This window comes from Virgibacillus sp. LDC-1 (assembly GCF_030137545.1).
Lineage (GTDB): Bacteria > Bacillota > Bacilli > Bacillales > Amphibacillaceae > LDC-1.
The window spans coordinates 1-18,863 of sequence record NZ_JARUVL010000027.1 but is presented as its reverse complement, the minus strand read 5'-3'; the positions used below and the strand labels follow the sequence as shown (position 1 = coordinate 18,863).

14 protein-coding genes and 1 pseudogene are annotated in these 18,863 nt (G+C 31.2%); 10 read left to right on the top strand and 5 right to left on the bottom strand.

What is annotated here, in order from left to right; translation table 11 throughout:
* Window positions 1-108 precede the first annotated feature (108 nt).
* The 3 genes from QBK89_RS14580 to QBK89_RS14570 form a co-directional block, all read right to left on the bottom strand.
* A complete protein-coding gene (locus QBK89_RS14580; RefSeq protein ID WP_284141770.1) occupies window positions 109-342 on the bottom strand; it encodes a hypothetical protein in 234 nt (77 codons plus the stop codon).
* A 13-nt stretch (window positions 343-355) separates the two neighbouring features.
* Entirely contained in the window at window positions 356-1,144 is a 789-nt protein-coding gene (locus QBK89_RS14575) for a hypothetical protein (protein ID WP_284141769.1), read from the bottom strand.
* Window positions 1,145-1,234: 90 nt separating this feature from the next.
* Window positions 1,235-1,633 carry a hypothetical protein gene (locus tag QBK89_RS14570; RefSeq protein ID WP_284141768.1) on the bottom strand — a complete coding sequence of 133 codons (399 nt, stop codon included), beginning with the start codon at window positions 1,631-1,633 and terminating at the stop codon, window positions 1,235-1,237.
* Between the two features lie 312 nt (window positions 1,634-1,945).
* Between QBK89_RS14570 and QBK89_RS14565 the strand changes: the two genes are divergently transcribed.
* The 10 genes from QBK89_RS14565 to QBK89_RS14520 all read left to right on the top strand — a co-directional run bounded on the left by QBK89_RS14565 (window position 1,946) and on the right by QBK89_RS14520 (window position 18,149).
* The gene (locus QBK89_RS14565; RefSeq protein ID WP_284141767.1) at window positions 1,946-2,338 is read left to right on the top strand and encodes a hypothetical protein; all 393 of its coding nucleotides are present in this window, start codon (window positions 1,946-1,948) and stop codon (window positions 2,336-2,338) included.
* Window positions 2,339-2,408: 70 nt separating this feature from the next.
* Window positions 2,409-2,771, top strand: a complete 363-nt coding sequence (locus QBK89_RS14560; protein ID WP_284141766.1) for a hypothetical protein — start codon at window positions 2,409-2,411, stop codon at window positions 2,769-2,771.
* A 229-nt stretch (window positions 2,772-3,000) separates the two neighbouring features.
* The gene (locus QBK89_RS14555) at window positions 3,001-3,582 is read left to right on the top strand and encodes a hypothetical protein (protein WP_284141765.1); all 582 of its coding nucleotides are present in this window, start codon (window positions 3,001-3,003) and stop codon (window positions 3,580-3,582) included.
* Window positions 3,583-3,597: 15 nt separating this feature from the next.
* The gene (locus tag QBK89_RS14550; protein ID WP_284141764.1) at window positions 3,598-6,918 is read left to right on the top strand and encodes an N-6 DNA methylase family protein; all 3,321 of its coding nucleotides are present in this window, start codon (window positions 3,598-3,600) and stop codon (window positions 6,916-6,918) included.
* Between the two features lie 15 nt (window positions 6,919-6,933).
* Window positions 6,934-7,719 (top strand): hypothetical protein, encoded by a 786-nt coding sequence (locus QBK89_RS14545; RefSeq protein ID WP_284141763.1) that lies wholly within the window; start codon window positions 6,934-6,936, stop codon window positions 7,717-7,719.
* Window positions 7,706-8,164, top strand: coding sequence for a hypothetical protein (locus QBK89_RS14540; protein WP_284141762.1), 459 nt, complete (start codon window positions 7,706-7,708; stop codon window positions 8,162-8,164). The genes QBK89_RS14545 and QBK89_RS14540 overlap by 14 nt, the downstream gene beginning before the upstream one ends.
* Window positions 8,161-12,261, top strand: coding sequence for a DUF6079 family protein (locus QBK89_RS14535; protein WP_284141761.1), 4,101 nt, complete (start codon window positions 8,161-8,163; stop codon window positions 12,259-12,261). The genes QBK89_RS14540 and QBK89_RS14535 overlap by 4 nt, the downstream gene beginning before the upstream one ends.
* 4 nt (window positions 12,262-12,265) lie before the next feature.
* Entirely contained in the window at window positions 12,266-14,695 is a 2,430-nt protein-coding gene (locus tag QBK89_RS14530; RefSeq protein WP_284141760.1) for a PglZ domain-containing protein, read from the top strand.
* Window positions 14,696-14,716: 21 nt separating this feature from the next.
* A complete protein-coding gene (gene brxD / locus QBK89_RS14525; protein WP_284141759.1) occupies window positions 14,717-16,000 on the top strand; it encodes a BREX system ATP-binding protein BrxD in 1,284 nt (427 codons plus the stop codon).
* Window positions 16,001-16,010: 10 nt separating this feature from the next.
* Complete coding sequence (locus QBK89_RS14520; RefSeq protein ID WP_284141758.1) at window positions 16,011-18,149, top strand: DEAD/DEAH box helicase; 2,139 nt, start codon at window positions 16,011-16,013, stop codon at window positions 18,147-18,149.
* Between the two features lie 58 nt (window positions 18,150-18,207).
* On the opposite strand, the gene QBK89_RS14515 is transcribed toward QBK89_RS14520, so the two are convergent.
* The gene (locus tag QBK89_RS14515; RefSeq protein WP_284141757.1) at window positions 18,208-18,684 is read right to left on the bottom strand and encodes a helix-turn-helix domain-containing protein; all 477 of its coding nucleotides are present in this window, start codon (window positions 18,682-18,684) and stop codon (window positions 18,208-18,210) included.
* Window positions 18,685-18,705: 21 nt separating this feature from the next.
* Window positions 18,706-18,863, bottom strand: a pseudogene (locus tag QBK89_RS14510) (IS256 family transposase); the annotation flags it as partial.

The following is an 18,863-nucleotide window of genomic DNA, read 5'->3' as shown; positions in this document are numbered from 1 at the left end:
TCGCTTTGACTTGGTCAATAGAATAACCTCCCAATCGCTATATTTTTATCTTACAATAAAAAAACTGAACTGCGAAGCAAGAGCCGTACGCTCTCCTACTTACACAGTTCAGTTTACACTCCCTAAATAGTCAATCTTTTTCAATTCACGATTGTAATCTGCCATTATTTTGCCGTAATTATGTTTTCTTAATAAGTATCCAGCATGACTCTTGACAGATGTGTCTAAAGCATTTTGTCTGTGTTCAATTGCAGTTTTAATTATTGTCCTTTTTAATTGTAAAAATTCATCTTCAATACTGTTCTCTGAATAGTATTCATGCTCTTTCTTTAACTTTTGCATAAACATTTCCCCCTTAATTGAATTTTTGATTAAGATTCACATTTATCGATTGAAGAATTAAGTCACCTTGTTCTTCAGCCGTAAGTAAATTCTTACCCGTTATGTGGTTTTTAATTTTCCTATCAGCAATAGATTCGATTTTTGGTTTGACTTGGTTTTTCCGCTCCCTTTGTTTCCTCCTTTTCTCATTCTGTTTATTAGTTGTGCCTTTTCTCTTGCAACTGTCATTCGGATCTTGATTAGCCTCTAAGCAGTAAATATTGTAACCCTTTTTTAACCACGGTAATTGTTGTGGAGTTGGGTTTATAGGTGTTTTGCACCAAGCACAAGTTGGAATATATCCAAGATTGTCCATCATTAAATTTACGTAATCTAAAAAATGACGATATAGTAATCCAATAAAATTCGTAGAATAGTTAATTGTATAGTTCCATACTTTTGTATCTGGGTTACGAACTGGCTGACCATATTGCAAATTAACCTCTTTAAGTCTTTTTTCTAGTAAAGGAGTAGCCGCACCTGCAAATTTGGCAATTAGAAAATTATCATTTGAAAGATCAAAATGGGGACTATCCATTAATGTTTTCATTCTGTTATATCTATCTAAGTCAAAATTAATCATATTAGGTTTCTTATTTTTCTTTTCTTTCTCTTTAATTACTTTAAGAACTTTTTCTAGGATTAAATGATCTTCTTCTTCCTTCTCTTCCCTAGAGAGTGAGATATTAGGGTCATATTCTTCAAAATTTATTTGATTTATATCTATATCTTGTATTACCTCTTCTAAAAATACTTCCTCCATGGCATCGATGAATAAACGATCATGGTGCTTCCAAATAATGTGTGCATCTAATTTACTAACATCACGGTAAACGGAAGCAATATTTTTATTTTATTTTTGTGCAGCGTTAATACCATCTAATATTTCATTAAGTTCTTTTTGGAGTTCAAAGAGACTATAGGCATGTTTTTTAAGTATCCCTGTATCTATATTGGTGTGATAAGTAATTACTTTTCTATCTCTTTCTCTCTTTCCTGTTTCAACATTGTACGAGGTATAAAAATCAACTAAAGGATTTACATTCTCAACATCAAAGTAACCATGATAACCTAAATAGTAAGATTCTGGCTCTAAATATTTAAATATTTGAACTAATATATCAATCCTTTCTACCTCATAGAGGTTTTTAACGAATTGCTCAATGCTAATGTCACCTTTATTTTTAGTGAAGGAGACATTTAGAAATTCTGGTATTAACTTATATTCCGCCAAACCAGTAGTATATTTCATCCGTAGTTCTCCTTTCTTAAGTATTAACTTAATTATAGTACGCGATTATAGTTATTACTATTGTGTATTGTATTCACAAAAACATTGATTTAATAAGGTCTGATTTACTTTTATGATTGTTCTAGGTAGAAGGCACATTTTTGCTCAAAAATTGGGGGTAAACAGCCTCTCAAATCAACTTTAGGAATGTTAGTATACTTAACTATTAGATTATTTATTACTGCCTTTCTACCCATAAAATCAAGGTTTTTACTTCATTATCTTGAAGAGTCGTCATGAATAAACTTTCAAAAGATAATGGAGGAGATACACATGCAACAAACAAATAACTCAAGAAAAACAATGGAAAATGAAATTGTTGAATTCCACCATGAGGATTACCAATTTATTATTACACGCTTTAAAAGAATTAACTGGAAGCAATACAAGGGGTTAGCCCAATATCAGTACTTTTTATTTGTGTTCGATAAAAGACTAGCAAAGGTTATTAATGAGGATTCTATAACTGAGGTTTTCAATACAGAGATTAGGGATGGTGTATTTGAAACCTTTGAAAATCTCACACAAAATATAGATGCTATTTTGTGTGAGTATATTTTGGATGATGATGCAATCTTTGAGTGTCTAAAAGTGGTAGAAAAATTGAATCCTATTTATTTGGAAAAAGACGAAGAGAGAAATCTTCGCCTTTTTTTGATTTTTTAGTAATAAAGTTCTGATTCAAAAGCAGTATTCACCGTTTAAATGTTGAAATAAATACGAGGGAGGTGGGGATATGTTGTTTAAATTAAGTGTAGAAGAATTAGTTGAAATTAATGATTTTTACAATAGCGCAACTAAGGTAACGATTACATATGCAACAGGTAACACGGTATTATTGGAACTTTATGAGGATGGTGTTATAGAGGAATTCATACTTAGTAAAAGGGATTTGATAATGGTACTTAGAAACTTTTATGTGGAGGACATCTGTGACATTGTGCATTCAGGAGTTAATAAATATATTGACATAAAAGTAGATGAATCAATTGAATATTATCCTGTACAAATTACTCTTGAAGATGGGCATAAGTATTATTGTGATTTAGATGAACTTAATTATATTAATCGAATAATTGAGCGTCAGAAAAGAATGTAAACAATTTATATAATCCCACAGATAGATTATTTGAACTAAAGACAGCCCAAAAGTGTATATAGTGTTTCAGTTGGAGGGATTACTTTTACTAGAGATAATTCTACTTAATTTAAAAAAAGGCTTGACAATTCCCGAATTATTGTCGTTATTTTTTTAAAACAAGTCCATATACAGATTCCCTATGTTAAAATAGAAAAATAGATGGGTATTTTATCATGGAGGTTTAAATATGAATATTGAAGCCAATAAAGAACAATTTTTAAAGGAAATATCATCGCTAAAACAAGATTTAAAATCTACATTAATTACAATTAATTTTGAAAAGTATAGAGAAGATTACAAAGGACGATATAGTTTAGAAAGGTTTAGAGAATACTTTGCTGAAAAGACTGCTATACATACAGTTTTTAAGTATTTATTGATCCGACTTATAGAGGAATCGATGGCAAGGGTGAAAGCAAAATTAAATGAAGAGGGTTTAAAGAATTGGCATCAGATGAGCAAAAATTTCAGGCATGATTATAATGTACTATTTGATTTGGCTGAAAGTGATGTTAAACGAGAGAGTGACTTAACTGAAATATTTCAGGAATCAATTTATGACGAAGAACAATTTGTTTCGAAAGCAAAAATTGTATTAACTCGTTACATACCAATACTCGCAAAATATGATTTTCATTCTCTAGATAGTAATACTACGTTATCAATAATTGATTACTTATATAGTACAGAGAGTAGAAATGAACTTCAAAATTTTTATAAGCCTTCTAGAATAACTAACTTCTTGTTACAACAGGTTGGATTGCTTTAAAGGGATGGTGTAGTCATGTTAAATAAACAACGTTTAATTAGTGATTTAAAGATATCACATAAACAAATAGTAGATGTTTATAAAAAGATTTTTAATTATAAATTTGAAAATGAAAGTACATTTCACAAGTTGATTAATCAGGAATATAAAAAAGCAAATGTATCAAGAAAAGGGGAAAAGCAATCTTGGAATGAACAATACATTCACCGTTCTGCATATACTTTGCTTAATAAAATTTTGTTTATTCGTATATGCGAAGATAAAGGTTTTATGTTGAACGAAGAAGATAGAGTAATGGGGGAGGCATTAGATTCTACAGTTGGGCAGAAGTTATCTATGATAGGACTTCAAAAATGGTCAGGATTAATCTCTAACTATACATTATCAGAACTAGTCAGATTTGCATTTAAAGATATGAATCGTTCCTACCGTAATATCCCACTATATAAAGAAGATATATATGATTGGTTAATTCCGAATAAAAGTGAAATTGAATTGAAGTTTTTTGATAGTAAATTATATGAAAAAATGTCCCTTAACGATTTTGAAAGTGTTTTAGAGAAACTAATTGAGACCCTTGATATTACCCGATATGACTTTGGTGGGTCTTCGGAGAATGTCTTAGGTGATGTTTATGAAAAGTTTATGGACCGTGAAACTCGAAAGGAACTGGGGCAATTTTATACACCAGACTTTGTAATTAGATATATATTAAAAAACACGATTAGTAAAGTTAATGTTTTAGAAAAGCCCTTTGTAAAAGTACTTGACCCTTCATGCGGGTCAGGACACTTCTTAATCATGGCCTATGACATATTAAGAGGAAAATTCGAAGAGAAATTACATTTATTAAGAGAAAAATTCAGTGACCATACATATGAGATTATTAATAATAATGAAAGAGTATATGTTAAAGGTCATAAATACTGGACATCTAAATATTTACATTACCATATTTTAAAAAATTGTATATACGGTGCAGATATAGATCCATTTGCGCTCCAAATTACAACAATAAATTTACTGTTAAAGGATCTAGATAACTACATTACAGATGATTTAAATATACTTGAGTGTGATAGTTTAATTAAGTGGGAAGAAGATTACGATCTCGAAGGGATTCAACAGCAGTTAAGTCAAGAACATTCAATTTTCATCAATAATAAATATACCAATATTAAGGGAGAACTAATACAAGAAGAAATTGGAGTTATTGAAGCAGAAGAAATCATAAAAAAATGTACTTTTTGGGATACAAGATTTGACTATATAGTTGGTAACCCCCCTTATGGATCGAAACTAAGCGGTGAATTAAAAGATTATTACAAAAGAAAGTACTCAGAAGTTCATATGAGAACAATTGATATTTATAACTTTTTCGTTAAACGTTTTTTAGATCATACAGACCAAGAATATGGACTTATTATACCGGATTCTATTCTAACTCAATATGAGTTCACAAAAACACGAGAATATATTCTTAATGAAAGTAATTTAAAATATGTTGTTAAGATGGGGGAAGGAGTTTTTGATGATAACTCATATCCTACTGCGATTTTATTAGGGAGTAAAGTGAATACCGAGAAAGAAAGTAATGAAGTAATTTTATTAGATGTTAGTAAAGCGCAAAATAATATTAAAAAGTCAGAAGAACTTTATAATCCGATTTATAAATATCAAATTTCGCAAAATAAAATCAATAAATTGGAAAATAGCCGATTTTTATTTGCCGATAAAAGCATGATTGACTTAATCCTTGCTATAAGAGGAAATAATAGTAAATTAATGGAATATACAGATAATATCTCGAGGGGTATTACTACTGGAAAAGATAAAGCATATTTAATGAATTATCAAAGGGCACAAAATTTTACTACGAATCAAAGTATAATTAAACCCGTTTTGGTTGGGGGAGACTTAGAACTATATAAAACCAATTTTAACGATAAATATATACCTTATATTACGAGGAAAACTGAAAAAAGTTCTGAAAAAGAAAGTGGTGAATTAATAGCATTTTTAGATAGGTTTAATGAACCAAGTAAAATCACTAAAGACACTACCTTAAGTAATTTTAAATTACATAGACCAAGAGAGGAGGAAATGTTTTTACAAAAAAAAGTTTTATGTCGTCAAACGGGTGATAAATTAATTTGTGCAATTGATAACGAAGCCTACTATAACTTGGATAGTGTATTAAATATTGTTTTAAATGAAAAAGGGAAACAGGAAATCTCCGAAGAGTTTGTTGCTGCCTTATTAAATTCAAAGTTATGTAATGTATATTACACTATATTAGTGCAAGAAGGAGATCGCGCTTTTGCTCAAGTTAAACCTATAGTGTTGCAAGATATTCCAATTCCGGAAATAGATAAAAACACATTAAATTTAATTAACAGGCTTGTTACTGAAATAATTAATACTAAGGGTCAGGTTTATGAATTAAATTTATGCAGTAATGAGTACATAAATATTCTTGAAGATTATATGAATCAGCAGGATTTCCTTATTGAAAATGAAATAAAGGTTTTAAAACTACAAAATGAAATTAATGAAATATTTTACAATTTATATAATCTTTCTCAAGAAGAACGTCTACTAATTGACGAAGTTTATAGTTCTATAATTGAAAGAGACTATTTAACAGGAAGTGTAAAAGATATAAGTGTCCATGAATTTATTAATTTTGTTAATAGCAGAAAGAGTATCAAGAAAATATCTTTAGATAATGATATTTCGCTAAATGTCTTACTAAATCATCGAAAAAGATATAGATCCATTCTAAAAGATGATGCTTGGAGACTTTATAATTTGGAATATCTTTATAAACAAACTGATAACGTTATAGTTAGCAAAGTGAAGGAAGTGTTACAACTAAATAAATCATACATGGGTTTATCTGATATTAGGGATAATTTGTTAGATAATAACAATCCACATCTTAGTGAGATTATAAAGTTATATAAGTTAAATAAAATGACGGAGAGCAATGAAACCATACTAAGGAGAATAATAACGGGAAATTCCATTACGATTAATAACTTCCTAAAGAAAAGGCAACAACTCGATATGGGTAATTATATAATTAAATACGATAATACAATTTTTGGATTAACAAATTGGAGTGATGAAGTTCATAAAAAATATTTTGTTGATTTAATAGATTATTTAACCTCGTCTTCTCAGAAAAAACACGATGCAACGACCTTTGAAGTTGTAACAAAAACTAGGAATAAAGCACAATCCGCCTTAAATGCATTAAAAGAATTAAATATTAATGATAAAGAAGATTATATTGAATTACTTACCGAAAAAATAAGGAAGACTTTTGAATAGATGGGAGGTTTACAAGTGGACCAGATATTGCCCATGTCGGAAAGAGTGCCTGTAGATGAAACTATACAGGCACTTGAGTATATAAAGTATGAGAAAGAGAAAGACACTGTAAGACAGTATTTTGAAGATGTCATGCCATTTAGTGAATCAACATCTATTAAATATCGAAGAAGATTATTTGAACGGTATTTATTTTTAGAAGAAGGACATGTTGTTTACACTCCATTTCTCGAAATGTTAAGTGAAATTGATAGTTATCAAACCAAGAAGGAAATTCTTTTTTATATGACTGTTGTAAAAACTGTAACACTCCAAATTGTGTTAAAGGATATGTATACTGGAAGTCTTAACAAAAGTTTCACAAAGACCGAACTAATGGATTATTTAAAGCAACGAATGACAGAACATAAGACTTCCTCTATTGAAAAAACATTATCAGTTTTAACAACTGTACTAAGGGATTTTAATATCATATCTGTTAAAGAAAATCCAATGAAAAAAGACACAATATTTATAGTAAATGAACGATTTCGCCCAACTAATGAGACAATTGCATTCAGTTTATACTATGAGTTTTTTGAAATTCAGGATAATCGAATTCCAAATACAGAAAGATTATATAATGCTGAGACTTTTAATTATTTTTTAATTAATCGCTTCTTAGCAGATAGATATATTAAATGGCTAGTTACAAATAATTATTTAGAGTTCTTTAAAATGGGGTCAAATGAGCAATACCAGTTTACCTGCTCTTCATTACATGACTTTGTTAAAAGGGTGTTGAGAAATGTTGAATCATAAAATACATTCTAAATTATCCTCAATGGCAAAAAGGAAGTTACTATTCGTTATTGGAGAACACCAAAGTGGTAAAACTAATGGCGTTCAAGACTATTTAGTGGAAAGGTTTGGAAATTATTGGAACGATTACTACGTTGATATGGGTTTATATTTACAAAAAGAAATAAGCGCTGAGCAAATAGAGACTTATAGTATGTTTCCAGAGGAATTTGAATATGATTCTGTCAATATAATTTCTCAACTCTTTAAAAACAAGCAAGAGGAATTTCTAGTAATTGATCATTGTGAATGGTTATTTGCAGAGAATCAAACAGCGTGGCTTAAAGTTCTAATGCGAGAAACGGAAGAAAGTAGGACAATCATTGCTATAGTCCCTGAAGAGTATAGGGAATTAGTACCAACACATGCATACAGTTTTATCAATTGGGGAGGAGGATTACAGTGAAGATTAGGGATATCATTGAGGTACCTGATATAGATAAAATCGTAAAATTAAATGAAAATTTATCTAAAAATGCAGACCAACAAAAGAGAGAAGAACTACTTAAAGGTTATGTAATCACTAGTAATGTTGAAGAGAATTTAGAAAGATTCTTTTATAGTATTGTAACAGCGCCAGATAAGGGCAAAGGATTCCAAATTACTGGTTTGCCGGGTTCCGGTAAATCACACTTTTTATCTGTAATAGGATTATTAATGCAAAGTGAAAAAGCATTTGAATTACTCCAGTTAAGAAGCGAAACAATTGAAAAAGGTAAATTATTTGTTGAGGGAAAAAGGATATTTACTGTACCACTTGTTGCAGAAGAAGGGGGAGCGAATGTTTCCTTAGAAGATATGTTTTTTAAAGCAGCAGAGGATATTACAGGTTACCCATTTACCGACGAAAGTGATTATATTCGTCAGTTTGAGGAAGCAATTATTGATAATGACAAATTTAATCAGAAATTTGCAGACTTCATTAGCGAGAGATCAGAGAAAAAATATAGAAGTTGGTTCGATATTAAGGAAAAGTTAAACAGTAAACGTTCCTTAACAAGAGCAGCCAAAGAATTTATCAATATAGAAGAAATATCCTTTTTTAATCCTAATCGTGGACGAAAAGAGCGGATTGAGTACTTATTTACTTATTTAGAGGAAGAAAACTTTGATGGGCTCCTAGTGTTAATTGATGAGTTGTCAGAGTATCTGAATGACAGAGGGAATGCTGCTAGAAATGATGCTTTATTTTTAAAACAACTATTAGAGTATGATGATAGTAAGATTCCTGCTTGGATTATTGGCTCGTTTCTTAATGCATTGAATGATATTACAGTACCGGATGTATACCAGTTAATGAGGGACCGTTTTCCTTCAGAGAATATGCTGCGTTTAACTGTTACTGATGTAGAAGATATAATTGACCAACGGCTAATAGTAAAAAATAACAGGGATAGAATTAAAGAAATTGCAACAATTATTGAAGATAAGTACAATGCTTTTAAGAAAACTGACCTTAATCAATTTCTTAAAACATATCCATTGCATCCCGAAACCTTAAATTTGTTATCAAAATCTCTTCGCTTTTTATCTCGACAAAGGTCACTTGTCGATTTTATCTTAACTGAGGTTAAAGGTAATAAAGAGGGAGAAGGTATTCTAGATAAAGATGAAACGCATCTTGTAACTCCTGATCGTATATACACTCACTTCCAAGATCGTATAAAGGAAGACCCAAGTAAAAGGGATATTTTTGAAATAATCTACGCTTTTTATATGGGCCTTGAAGGGGACGGGAAAGGAAGGGTAAGTGAACTTTTTGAAGGTGATGAGAAGGAACATGCAATTAAGTTAATAAACTTAATGACTCTATTGAAGGTCCTGGATTTAGAAGAAGAGTATAATGTTAGAGATTTGACATATATGATTCAATATCCAAAACTTGAAGGTGACTTGGCAGAGATAAAAGTAAATAAAATACTTTATGAAATGTTTGACAAAGGGCGTTACATCGAGTTCTTAGACAAAGAAATTGCTGGGGATAATATTTACTATATTAGTAAGGACACTAGTGTAGTAACTAAGATTAAGAATGATACTAAACAGATTTTAAATACTCTTGAAGACAAAAACAGTTCTATTATTGTGGACGAAGTAATGAAGGCTCTTGTGACAGAGCCGCTACCAATTTCCCAATATGATGAACCATCAAGTTATACAGCAGCCAAATGGAATAATACAGATCGACAAGGGATAATTCATTTTGGTCGTATAGATAATATTGGGAAGAAGGAAGTTTTAAACCGTGCTTTAAGGGATATTAAAGATTCTGAAACTGATTACTATCTGCTAATTGGAACATTTTTAGAAATTGAGCACCAAAGACAATCTTTTAAACAAGCAGTGGATTCGATATTAGAAGGGAAAGTTACTAATTTAAGCCTGTTTGGCAATGACAAGGATACAACAAAAGAATTAGATAAACGTTTATTAAACAATATAATTTGCTGGTTACCATCTAATAAATTGGAGAGGCCAGAAGGAAAAAAAGAACTTGAAGAAATTAAGCGTTATTACTCCTATTTAAGGGTATTACAAAAATATGAGGAAGACTATGAATACTCCGCTACAAATGAATTAGATGAAGCAATTAAGAAGGTAAAGGAATTTATATATACTGATGAAGAAAGAGTACAAAGCATTCTGCAAAACTTATATATGAATGGTTCAATTTCAACCTATCAAGGCGAACTAGATGATGTTAAATTATCATCTGAATCTTTTACAAAAATAGTTCAAACGATCATTATGACTGCATTAAAAAATTCATTTAGCGACCATACATTTATTAGACCGGATGAATATGTTCCGCTATCCGAACAGATGCTTAACAGATTTATTAGTAATTATATATTTGGAGTTAAAGATTTTAATGAAGCACCTGTTATTGAGCAAAGAATTATTAGTTATATAGTTCAAAAGTTTGGTGAGGTTGAACAAATTGAAGGAAAAACCAAATTTAGACTAAACAGTAATGATAATAAATTAATAAAGTTAGTAATCGATACTATATCGAATTCCAATACAGGTGAAGTAACTTATAACGAATTGTATAAAACCGTAAGGAAGTCATCCTTCGGCCCTGATAAGAATACGGTTGAAATATTATTTTCACTATTAATGAAAAAAGGTTATTTACTTCCTGTAAAAAGTGATGAACGAGTACAATTATCACAAATAAAGCCTCCATTAAAAAGTAGTATTCACAAGTTTCAATTAGGGCAGTTTATTGAAACTAAATATATAGAACCGTTAATGAAACTATCGTTAGTTTTATTTAATCGACGTTTTGAAAAGGAAGACCTAGCACACCAAGAAGAGTTGTGGGAAGACCTAGTTGAATATAAACAAAAAACGCTAGAAAATATTGATTTACTACTACGTAAAATTGAACAATTTCAAAGTGATATCCATCTTGAAAGAAGTAGTTTTAATAAAACATACACAACTGTGGAATCTATTAAGAGATTTGTTGAGAACGTAGAGGAGTCAAATGGTTCTAAAGATGGTTTAGAATACTTTGTAGTGCAAAATATGCAGTTGTTTGAGGGTAGTAAGTTAAAAGAACTTGATAATGCTTATCAAAAGATTGTTGATTGGTTTTATGAGGAAAATGGACATAGTAACCAATCAGATGTGGCAATGGTATTTAGCCAAATGAAGGATGACAATTTAGTCATTCCATCGGATGATAAGTATCAAGCACTTAAGAAACAAATAGACGTGGTTGAGAGTTGTTTGGGAGTAGGAGATGCATTAGTATTTGACAATGCAAAAGAAACCTTACTGAGGGAGTTTAGGACACTCAAAAAGCAATATGAAAAACTTTATGTAATTGAGCATCATGAACAGAATAATCAAGAAGTATTTAGATCAATAGAAGATATAAGTCACGGTGATGATTACTTATTCCTAGAAAAAATTAATCATATTGAAAACATTAGTGTAGATTATGATTTCATTAATATAAAGGCAGACCTAGCAAAAGAATGGAATAAGGCTTGTCGCGAATCTCCTTCTAGATTTTTAGAAAATAATTGGACCTGTAGTTGTGGTTTTAATTTGGGTGATAAAATAATAGTCACAAGTCCTGAGCATTATAAAGATGCGATTAATAATGCGATAAATGAATACCTTAATTCTTTAACAGAATCGTTTAATAGGGAAAAAATCAAGAAACGAGTCAATTACCTAAAGGAAATAAAGAAGCAGTCAAGTTCTGTTCTATTGGCTGAAAAAATGCTTGGATTGGTATTGGATCAAAATGTTACAAATAAGTACCGTGTATTATTAGAAGAACACCCTGAATTAATAGCCTTTATTAACGATGCGCTAAGTGCTGATGCTAAAGTTGTTGAACGTGATATCAACAAACTTATAGAGGCCTTCGCAAACAAGGCATATCCAAAACACGAGTTACTATCGAAATTTAAGAAAATGATAGATGCTCAAGGAAATATTGGTGATAACCAATATATAAAGTTTGTAGACATTGAGGATTGATAAAATGACAAACGAAATATATATACATTATTTAGCGAAATATATTGAGTTGAAAAAGGACACTGCTCCAATGCACCCTATTATAATTCTGAGGGATTATAATGGCTTATTTACAAACATTGAGGATATAGAAATTGCACTTCTATATCCTCACACTGTCTATAAGATAGAAGATCATCATGCGTTCAGAAAAAGGTTTGAACATGTAAAACAAGGTATAGGTAATGAAAAATATTATATTTTTATTGTTAATAACCCCAGTATTATAAACAAGATTCGTGATTTTACTATCCGTTCATGTGGTGAGGCTATTCACGAGGTTAATTTAAGAGATTTTCTAAATCAGATTGAACAAGGTTTAAATTGGCATGAACGAATTAATGACTTTAGTGCAAAAGAAATTGAAAAAGTCTTTGAACGGTTACTTATGTACAGGAAGGCAATACCAAAAAAGAACATTAATCGAGAAGAAACTGACCTAATCTTACTTTCAGCAATTTATGATATGGATGCAACTAAATTATCAGACTTGGCAGATTGCTATATTTACTATCGAAATATTTTAGATGTATACAGTACAAACAAGCCACTAGATATTGAAATTAACTTACAGGAATTAATAACCAAGGTTTTTAGATATCATCATGCAGAATTTGTTGGGGATATAATAGGAAAAGGCCTATTTGAACTATTTGATAAAACAATATGGATTTCTCTAGTGCTGAAGCAATTTAATCAGTTAACAGATGATAACCTTCAAAATATTATGGGAAATGATTATAAGGAATTAAAGGATTTAGATTACTTTGAGTTAGTTACGCTTGCAGAAAGAATAGAACGAAAAGATAAGAAATTGTATCTTCAAAAACGAGATCAAGCAGAAAAATTAATTCGAAAAAGTAATATATCATTATATCAAAAGGCCGAAGACTATGTTTTATTTGTTCGAGAAAATCAAGATTCCCCGTCATCGATTATTACGGGCATTAGGAATGTTTTAAAAGACTTCAATTTAGAAGGGGCAAAAAGGTTATACAGATATTCATTTGAAGACTTGAAGGAAGTATTTAGTATTGTTGAAGGAGTTCCTTATCAGATTAATTCGGTACAGAATGCACAAAGGTTTCTTAAATCCTTAATTAGTTGGTTTGATAATATATATGATTTAGAAGGAAATTCAATTAACCTAATCAACTCTATCAGTGATTATAATCAATGGCTTCAACTTATTACTGAAAAATTATATGACTTAGAATACGAACTTAGCGAAATTAGGTATAGTTTAGATAGCGAATCATTTATAGAATCAAAAAGGTATGAGGCGTTAGAAGTAAGAATGAACAATATCCTAAATGTGTTTAGAAAATCATTTGCAAAGTTTGTAGAGGACCATTACAAGCATTGGGTAGAACATGGTTCAGAACAGCCTATATTAAATCATAGCATCTCCAATTTGATTCCAGTTAAAACGGGTAAAGTTGTATATGTTATTTTTGATGGTATGAGATACGATGCATGGAAGAAAGTTGTCGAACCATACTTTAAATCTTTATTTAGAGAAAGAGAAGTATCTTATGGTCACAGTTTGGCAATGTTACCTTCAATAACTTCTCTTTCGCGTGAAGCAATTTATAAAGATATACGCTCTACCTATAGTAGTGAAATCAATTATATAACAAAGTCAGAAAGTGAAGCAAGGAAACAAGAAGTAAAAGATTCATTATTAATGGACAAGCGCATTAACATACTTATTTTTAATATGTTTGATAGGGAAGGTCATACTTCTACTCAAGGCTTATCTGTATTCTATAAAAGACAAAAAGAAGTATTTGAAGCAAGTATCAGGGAGTTAATCAATACATTGCCACATGATGCCCATATAGTTATTGCTTCGGATCATGGTTTTTCAAAGATCAATCATCATATAAAAATTGATGATGCTAGTCAAGTTAAGTCGAGGTATGTTATTTCCCGAAATAATGTCCCTGACAGTATTCAAATCGGAGACTATAGATTATCCTACACTGATAAAGGATATTATCACGGTGGAGGAGAAAGAGATCTATATAGCCATGGAGGAGCAAGTTTTGAAGAAATAGTTTTACCTTTTATACACATTAAGCCTAAAAGGTCTGTGCAGAATACTATTGGTTCTACAGGAAAGAATAATAGTTTTAAGTTAAACGTAAGAGACAATGAGGTTAATTTAAGCCTCTCATTAAACAAAAAGGAAAAGGTAATATTAGAAACGCTAGGTCGCACGAATCAATTAACAACAAGAGATATTGAGAGCATGCTTATTAATAAATTTGGTGAAGCAGGCATGGTAGACGGTATGATGAAGCGTTTAAATAGAAAATTGGTTAAGAGTGGAGAATTGAAGTTAGATATCAGTTCTGCTGGTGAAATTATTGTTTATAAATTGATTCGATAAATTTAGGCAGGTGAAAGTGTAATGAGTGAATCTGTTGCGAGTAATATAATTAAAGCATTAAGAAATGGTACTGTACCAGCAGAAGGTACTGAAAAGATTGCAGTTGGTATTGAACAGGAGTTAGAACAAATAGAAAGCCAATTAAATGACATTCAAAATGGGAAAACAGATTTTAAATTTGTTATTGGTGATTATGGTTCCGGTAAAACATTTTTTAGTACTTCGGTAAGAGAATTAGCATTTGAAAAAAACTTTGTTGTTTCATCAGTTGTAATTTCTCAAGAGGCACCACTTCATAAATTTGAAGTTCTTTATAAAAAAATTATGGATGGTATGCGAGTAAAGGATATTAAGAATGTTCCAGCCTTTACGTTCATCTTGGAAGAATGGCTGTTGAGTGTCGAAGATAAGGTTATAGAAATAACTGGATTAGATCCTGATGAAGACCGTGATTCATTTAAAGAGGAAATGACAAAGCAGATTGACCTTGAATTACAAGTCATCGGAGCAATTGCAGCATCTTTCTCTAGTGCTGTTAGATCCTTCTATAACGCTAAATACGAAGGTAACACAGCGCTTTCTCAAGCAGCAGTTGCATGGTTGAAAGGTGACAAGGTGCCAAGGCAATATAAGACTGAATTAAAAGTTACTGGTGAAGTAACGAGAGAAAATGCTTTTGAGTTTTTTAGGGCACTGTTACATATGGTCCAAGCAACAGGGTACAGTGGTCTATTAATTTTATTCGATGAAGTTGAAACTGTGCAGAAATTAATGACTAAACAGATGAGAGATAATGCTTATGAGAACTTACGCTTGTTTATTGATGAAGCAGATAGTAATGGATTCCCTAACTGTTACTTTTTATATACAGGAACTACAGAATTAATGGAAAGTGAACGAGGGATTAAAAGTCTTGAGCCGCTTCACCAAAGGCTTAAAGTGGAGAAGGATGAGCAATTCCGAAATTTACGGCAACCTGTCATCTTTCTAGACTCTTTTAATAAAGAAAAGTTAAATTCAGTTGCTAGAAAAGTTAGAGATATACATGCAGATGTTTTTAATTGGGATGCTTCGACGAAAGTTAGTAATGCATTTTTAGAAAATCTAGTTAACGAAATGACAACAGGATTTGGTGGAGAAATCGCCATTAAGCCAAGAGGATTCCTAAGGACCTTAGTTGATATCCTAGATAAGTCAGAGATGTATGACTCCTATATTCCAGAAGAGCAATTTGAATTTGATGCTGATATTCGTAGGTTGGTTGAAGAAACGGAAAGTGAATCAGCACATATTATTAATTTTTAGGTGGTATCTAATGAGTAATTTTCACTTATTGTGTGAACCGCTACAAAATGGTATTATATCAAAATTAGGTTGGAGAGGTTTAACGCCGATTCAGGAAATGACAATTCCTGAAGTAATAGATGGTAAGAATTTAATCTTATTGGCACCAACAGCCGGTGGTAAAACGGAAGCAGCATTCTTTCCAGTACTCCATAATATACACACCGAAGGGCTAGATGGCCTTTCGGTTATTTATGTATCCCCAATTAAGGCTTTACTTAATAACCAAGAAGATCGATTAAATAAACTTTCATCATTTGTATATAGGGGAGTATTTAAGTGGCATGGGGATGTTGCTAGAGGAGAAAAAGGGAAGTATTTCAAAGAACCTTCAAGTGTCTTAATGATTACCCCAGAGTCATTGGAAGTAATCTTGATGAATAAAAGAGTTAATAAATATGAACTCTTTGGAAATGTACGTGCCACTGTTATAGATGAAATCCACTCATTCGCTGAGGGTGAAAGAGGCGTCCATTTAATGGCTGTTTTAGAAAGGATACAAGATTATTCAAGACACGATATCCAACGTATTGGGTTATCTGCAACAGTAGGAAATCCTGAACAAATCAGTGAGTGGTTACAGGGAAGTAGTAGTCGAAAAAGAAGGGTTATTGATCCACCTAAAGAGAATAAACCTAAAAAAATTGAAGTTAAATATGTTCTAGAAGATCAACTTGCTGCAGAAGTTTATAAAAGAGCATACGGCAATAAATCATTATTATTTTCCAATAGTAGGACAGGTGCTGAAAAGGTAAAGAATTCATTAGAGGGGAAAGGGATTGAATCCTATGTCCATCATTCTTCTATCAATAAATACTTCAGAGAAGTCGCAGAGGAAAAGTTTAAATTGGGTAAGAATAACATTATTATCGCTACTAGTACCTTAGAATTAGGAATTGATATTGGTGATTTGGATATAGTGTTACAACTTGAATCTCCTTATTCTGTTTCCTCATTTTTGCAAAGAATGGGCCGTACGGGTAGACGACAAGGAAGTATTGGACATTTTGTATTCTTTCCAACTCAGAATGAAAAATTAGTTATCGCCATCGCTATACTTAATTTGGCAATGAGAGGTTGGGTAGAAAGTGTCAAGGTTACAAAGAAATCCTTCGATTTACTATTCCATCAAATATTAATGATGGCTTTGCAATTCTTGGGTGTAAATAAAGAACAAGTTTTTTCTATTCTAGGTAGGGCATATCCTTTTTCTGCAATTTCTGAAGAGGAATATAATGAACTGATAAATTATATGAGTGAAGAGGAATTCATTCAGATAGAAAGAAATAAAATCTACGCGCATTCTGAGACAGAGAAAAAATTTGGACGAAGTAACTTTATGGAACTCTATACCACTTTTGAAACGAATAAAGAATTTACTGTTCGATTTAGAAATAGAACAATAGGGACACTAGAGAGATGGTATGTTAATGCCTTGGGGGATGAGTTTCAATTTACTTTAGCAGGTGCTTCATGGAAAACGATTAAAATTGATTATGATAGGTCAATTATATATGTAGATGAGGCAAAGAATTCAGTCCCTCCTAATTGGATGTCGGATAGCAGTTTCATTTCATATGAACTATCGCAAGAAGTATTAAATATTATAACATCCGAAGATAACTATAGTTTTTTGAACTCTACAGAGTTAGCAGTATTATCTATATATCGTGAAGAATTAACAATGACTGGCCTTAAAAAAGATACATTAATTGTTGATGAAAGAAAAGATGGCTTTATTATTACTACCTATGCAGGAAATAGGGTTAATTATACAATTGCAAACTCTGTTCGCTCACAAATGAATTGCTTTGATATAAGTAGTCTTACTTGGAAAGGATTTAAATTAAAGTGTGAAGATCGAGAATTATTACCCACTCTTTCGGAGGTTATAGATGCTATAAATAAAATTACAGAAGAAGGCTTTTACGGTTATGAGAATCAAGTAAGGCTTATGGATTTGGTACCTGATATATCATTTTCTAAGTACCAGAAATACCTTCCATCGAAGTTGAGGAAAGCACAATCTTCTGAGTATGTTTATGATATAGAGACAACCTTGAGTTATTTAAGGGTGGTAAAGGTATTAGGGTATAAGGATTTAATATAATAGTACTATATAAAAAATTGATACCTCAATTGTGGTATCAATTTTTTCATGATAAATGCTAAGAGTAATTTCTATTTTTATTTATAATTAGACTCTCCAAAATTTCATCCATTCTAGCCCATTCTAGATTGGGAAATAGGTTAGCAGTTGCTTGTATCATTATTTGACCGTATTCAGAAGGGCTTTTTACAGTTGTTTTTATTGATTTGTTACGTTCGTCATTGATTAATTCTATATTTAAATTTAGTCTGTACTTGTTTGGCGGGTTACGTGGTCCTTCTTCGTCAAGGTATAAAGGAGAACGAGTAACCTCTATTATTTTTAGATCTTCTAAAGATTTAATATGAGTAGTTGCTGTCCTTGGAGTGACTTTTGCCGCTTTAGCAAGTTGCTCGTAAGTCATAAAAAACTCCCCATTATTATCTGCATATCGTTTACTATGAATAAATAGGGCATCTAGAGTTTTGCGAAGGAACTTATTGTAGTAGTAAAGGGTTAAAATCTCATTTCTAGAAATCTCTATCGGGATTGTCAAATAAAGTGTGTAAGTTCTAATTTACTCAAGATACTTTAACACTCTATCTTTTAGTTCATCTTGAAGAAGAAGTTGGTTCATAACCATTGCCCAGTTCTGGATATGCCCACTTTCCCATTTCGTCTCTAATTCTTTAATTCGTAAAAATAATACTTTTAATAAGGCGTTCTCGTTTGGGA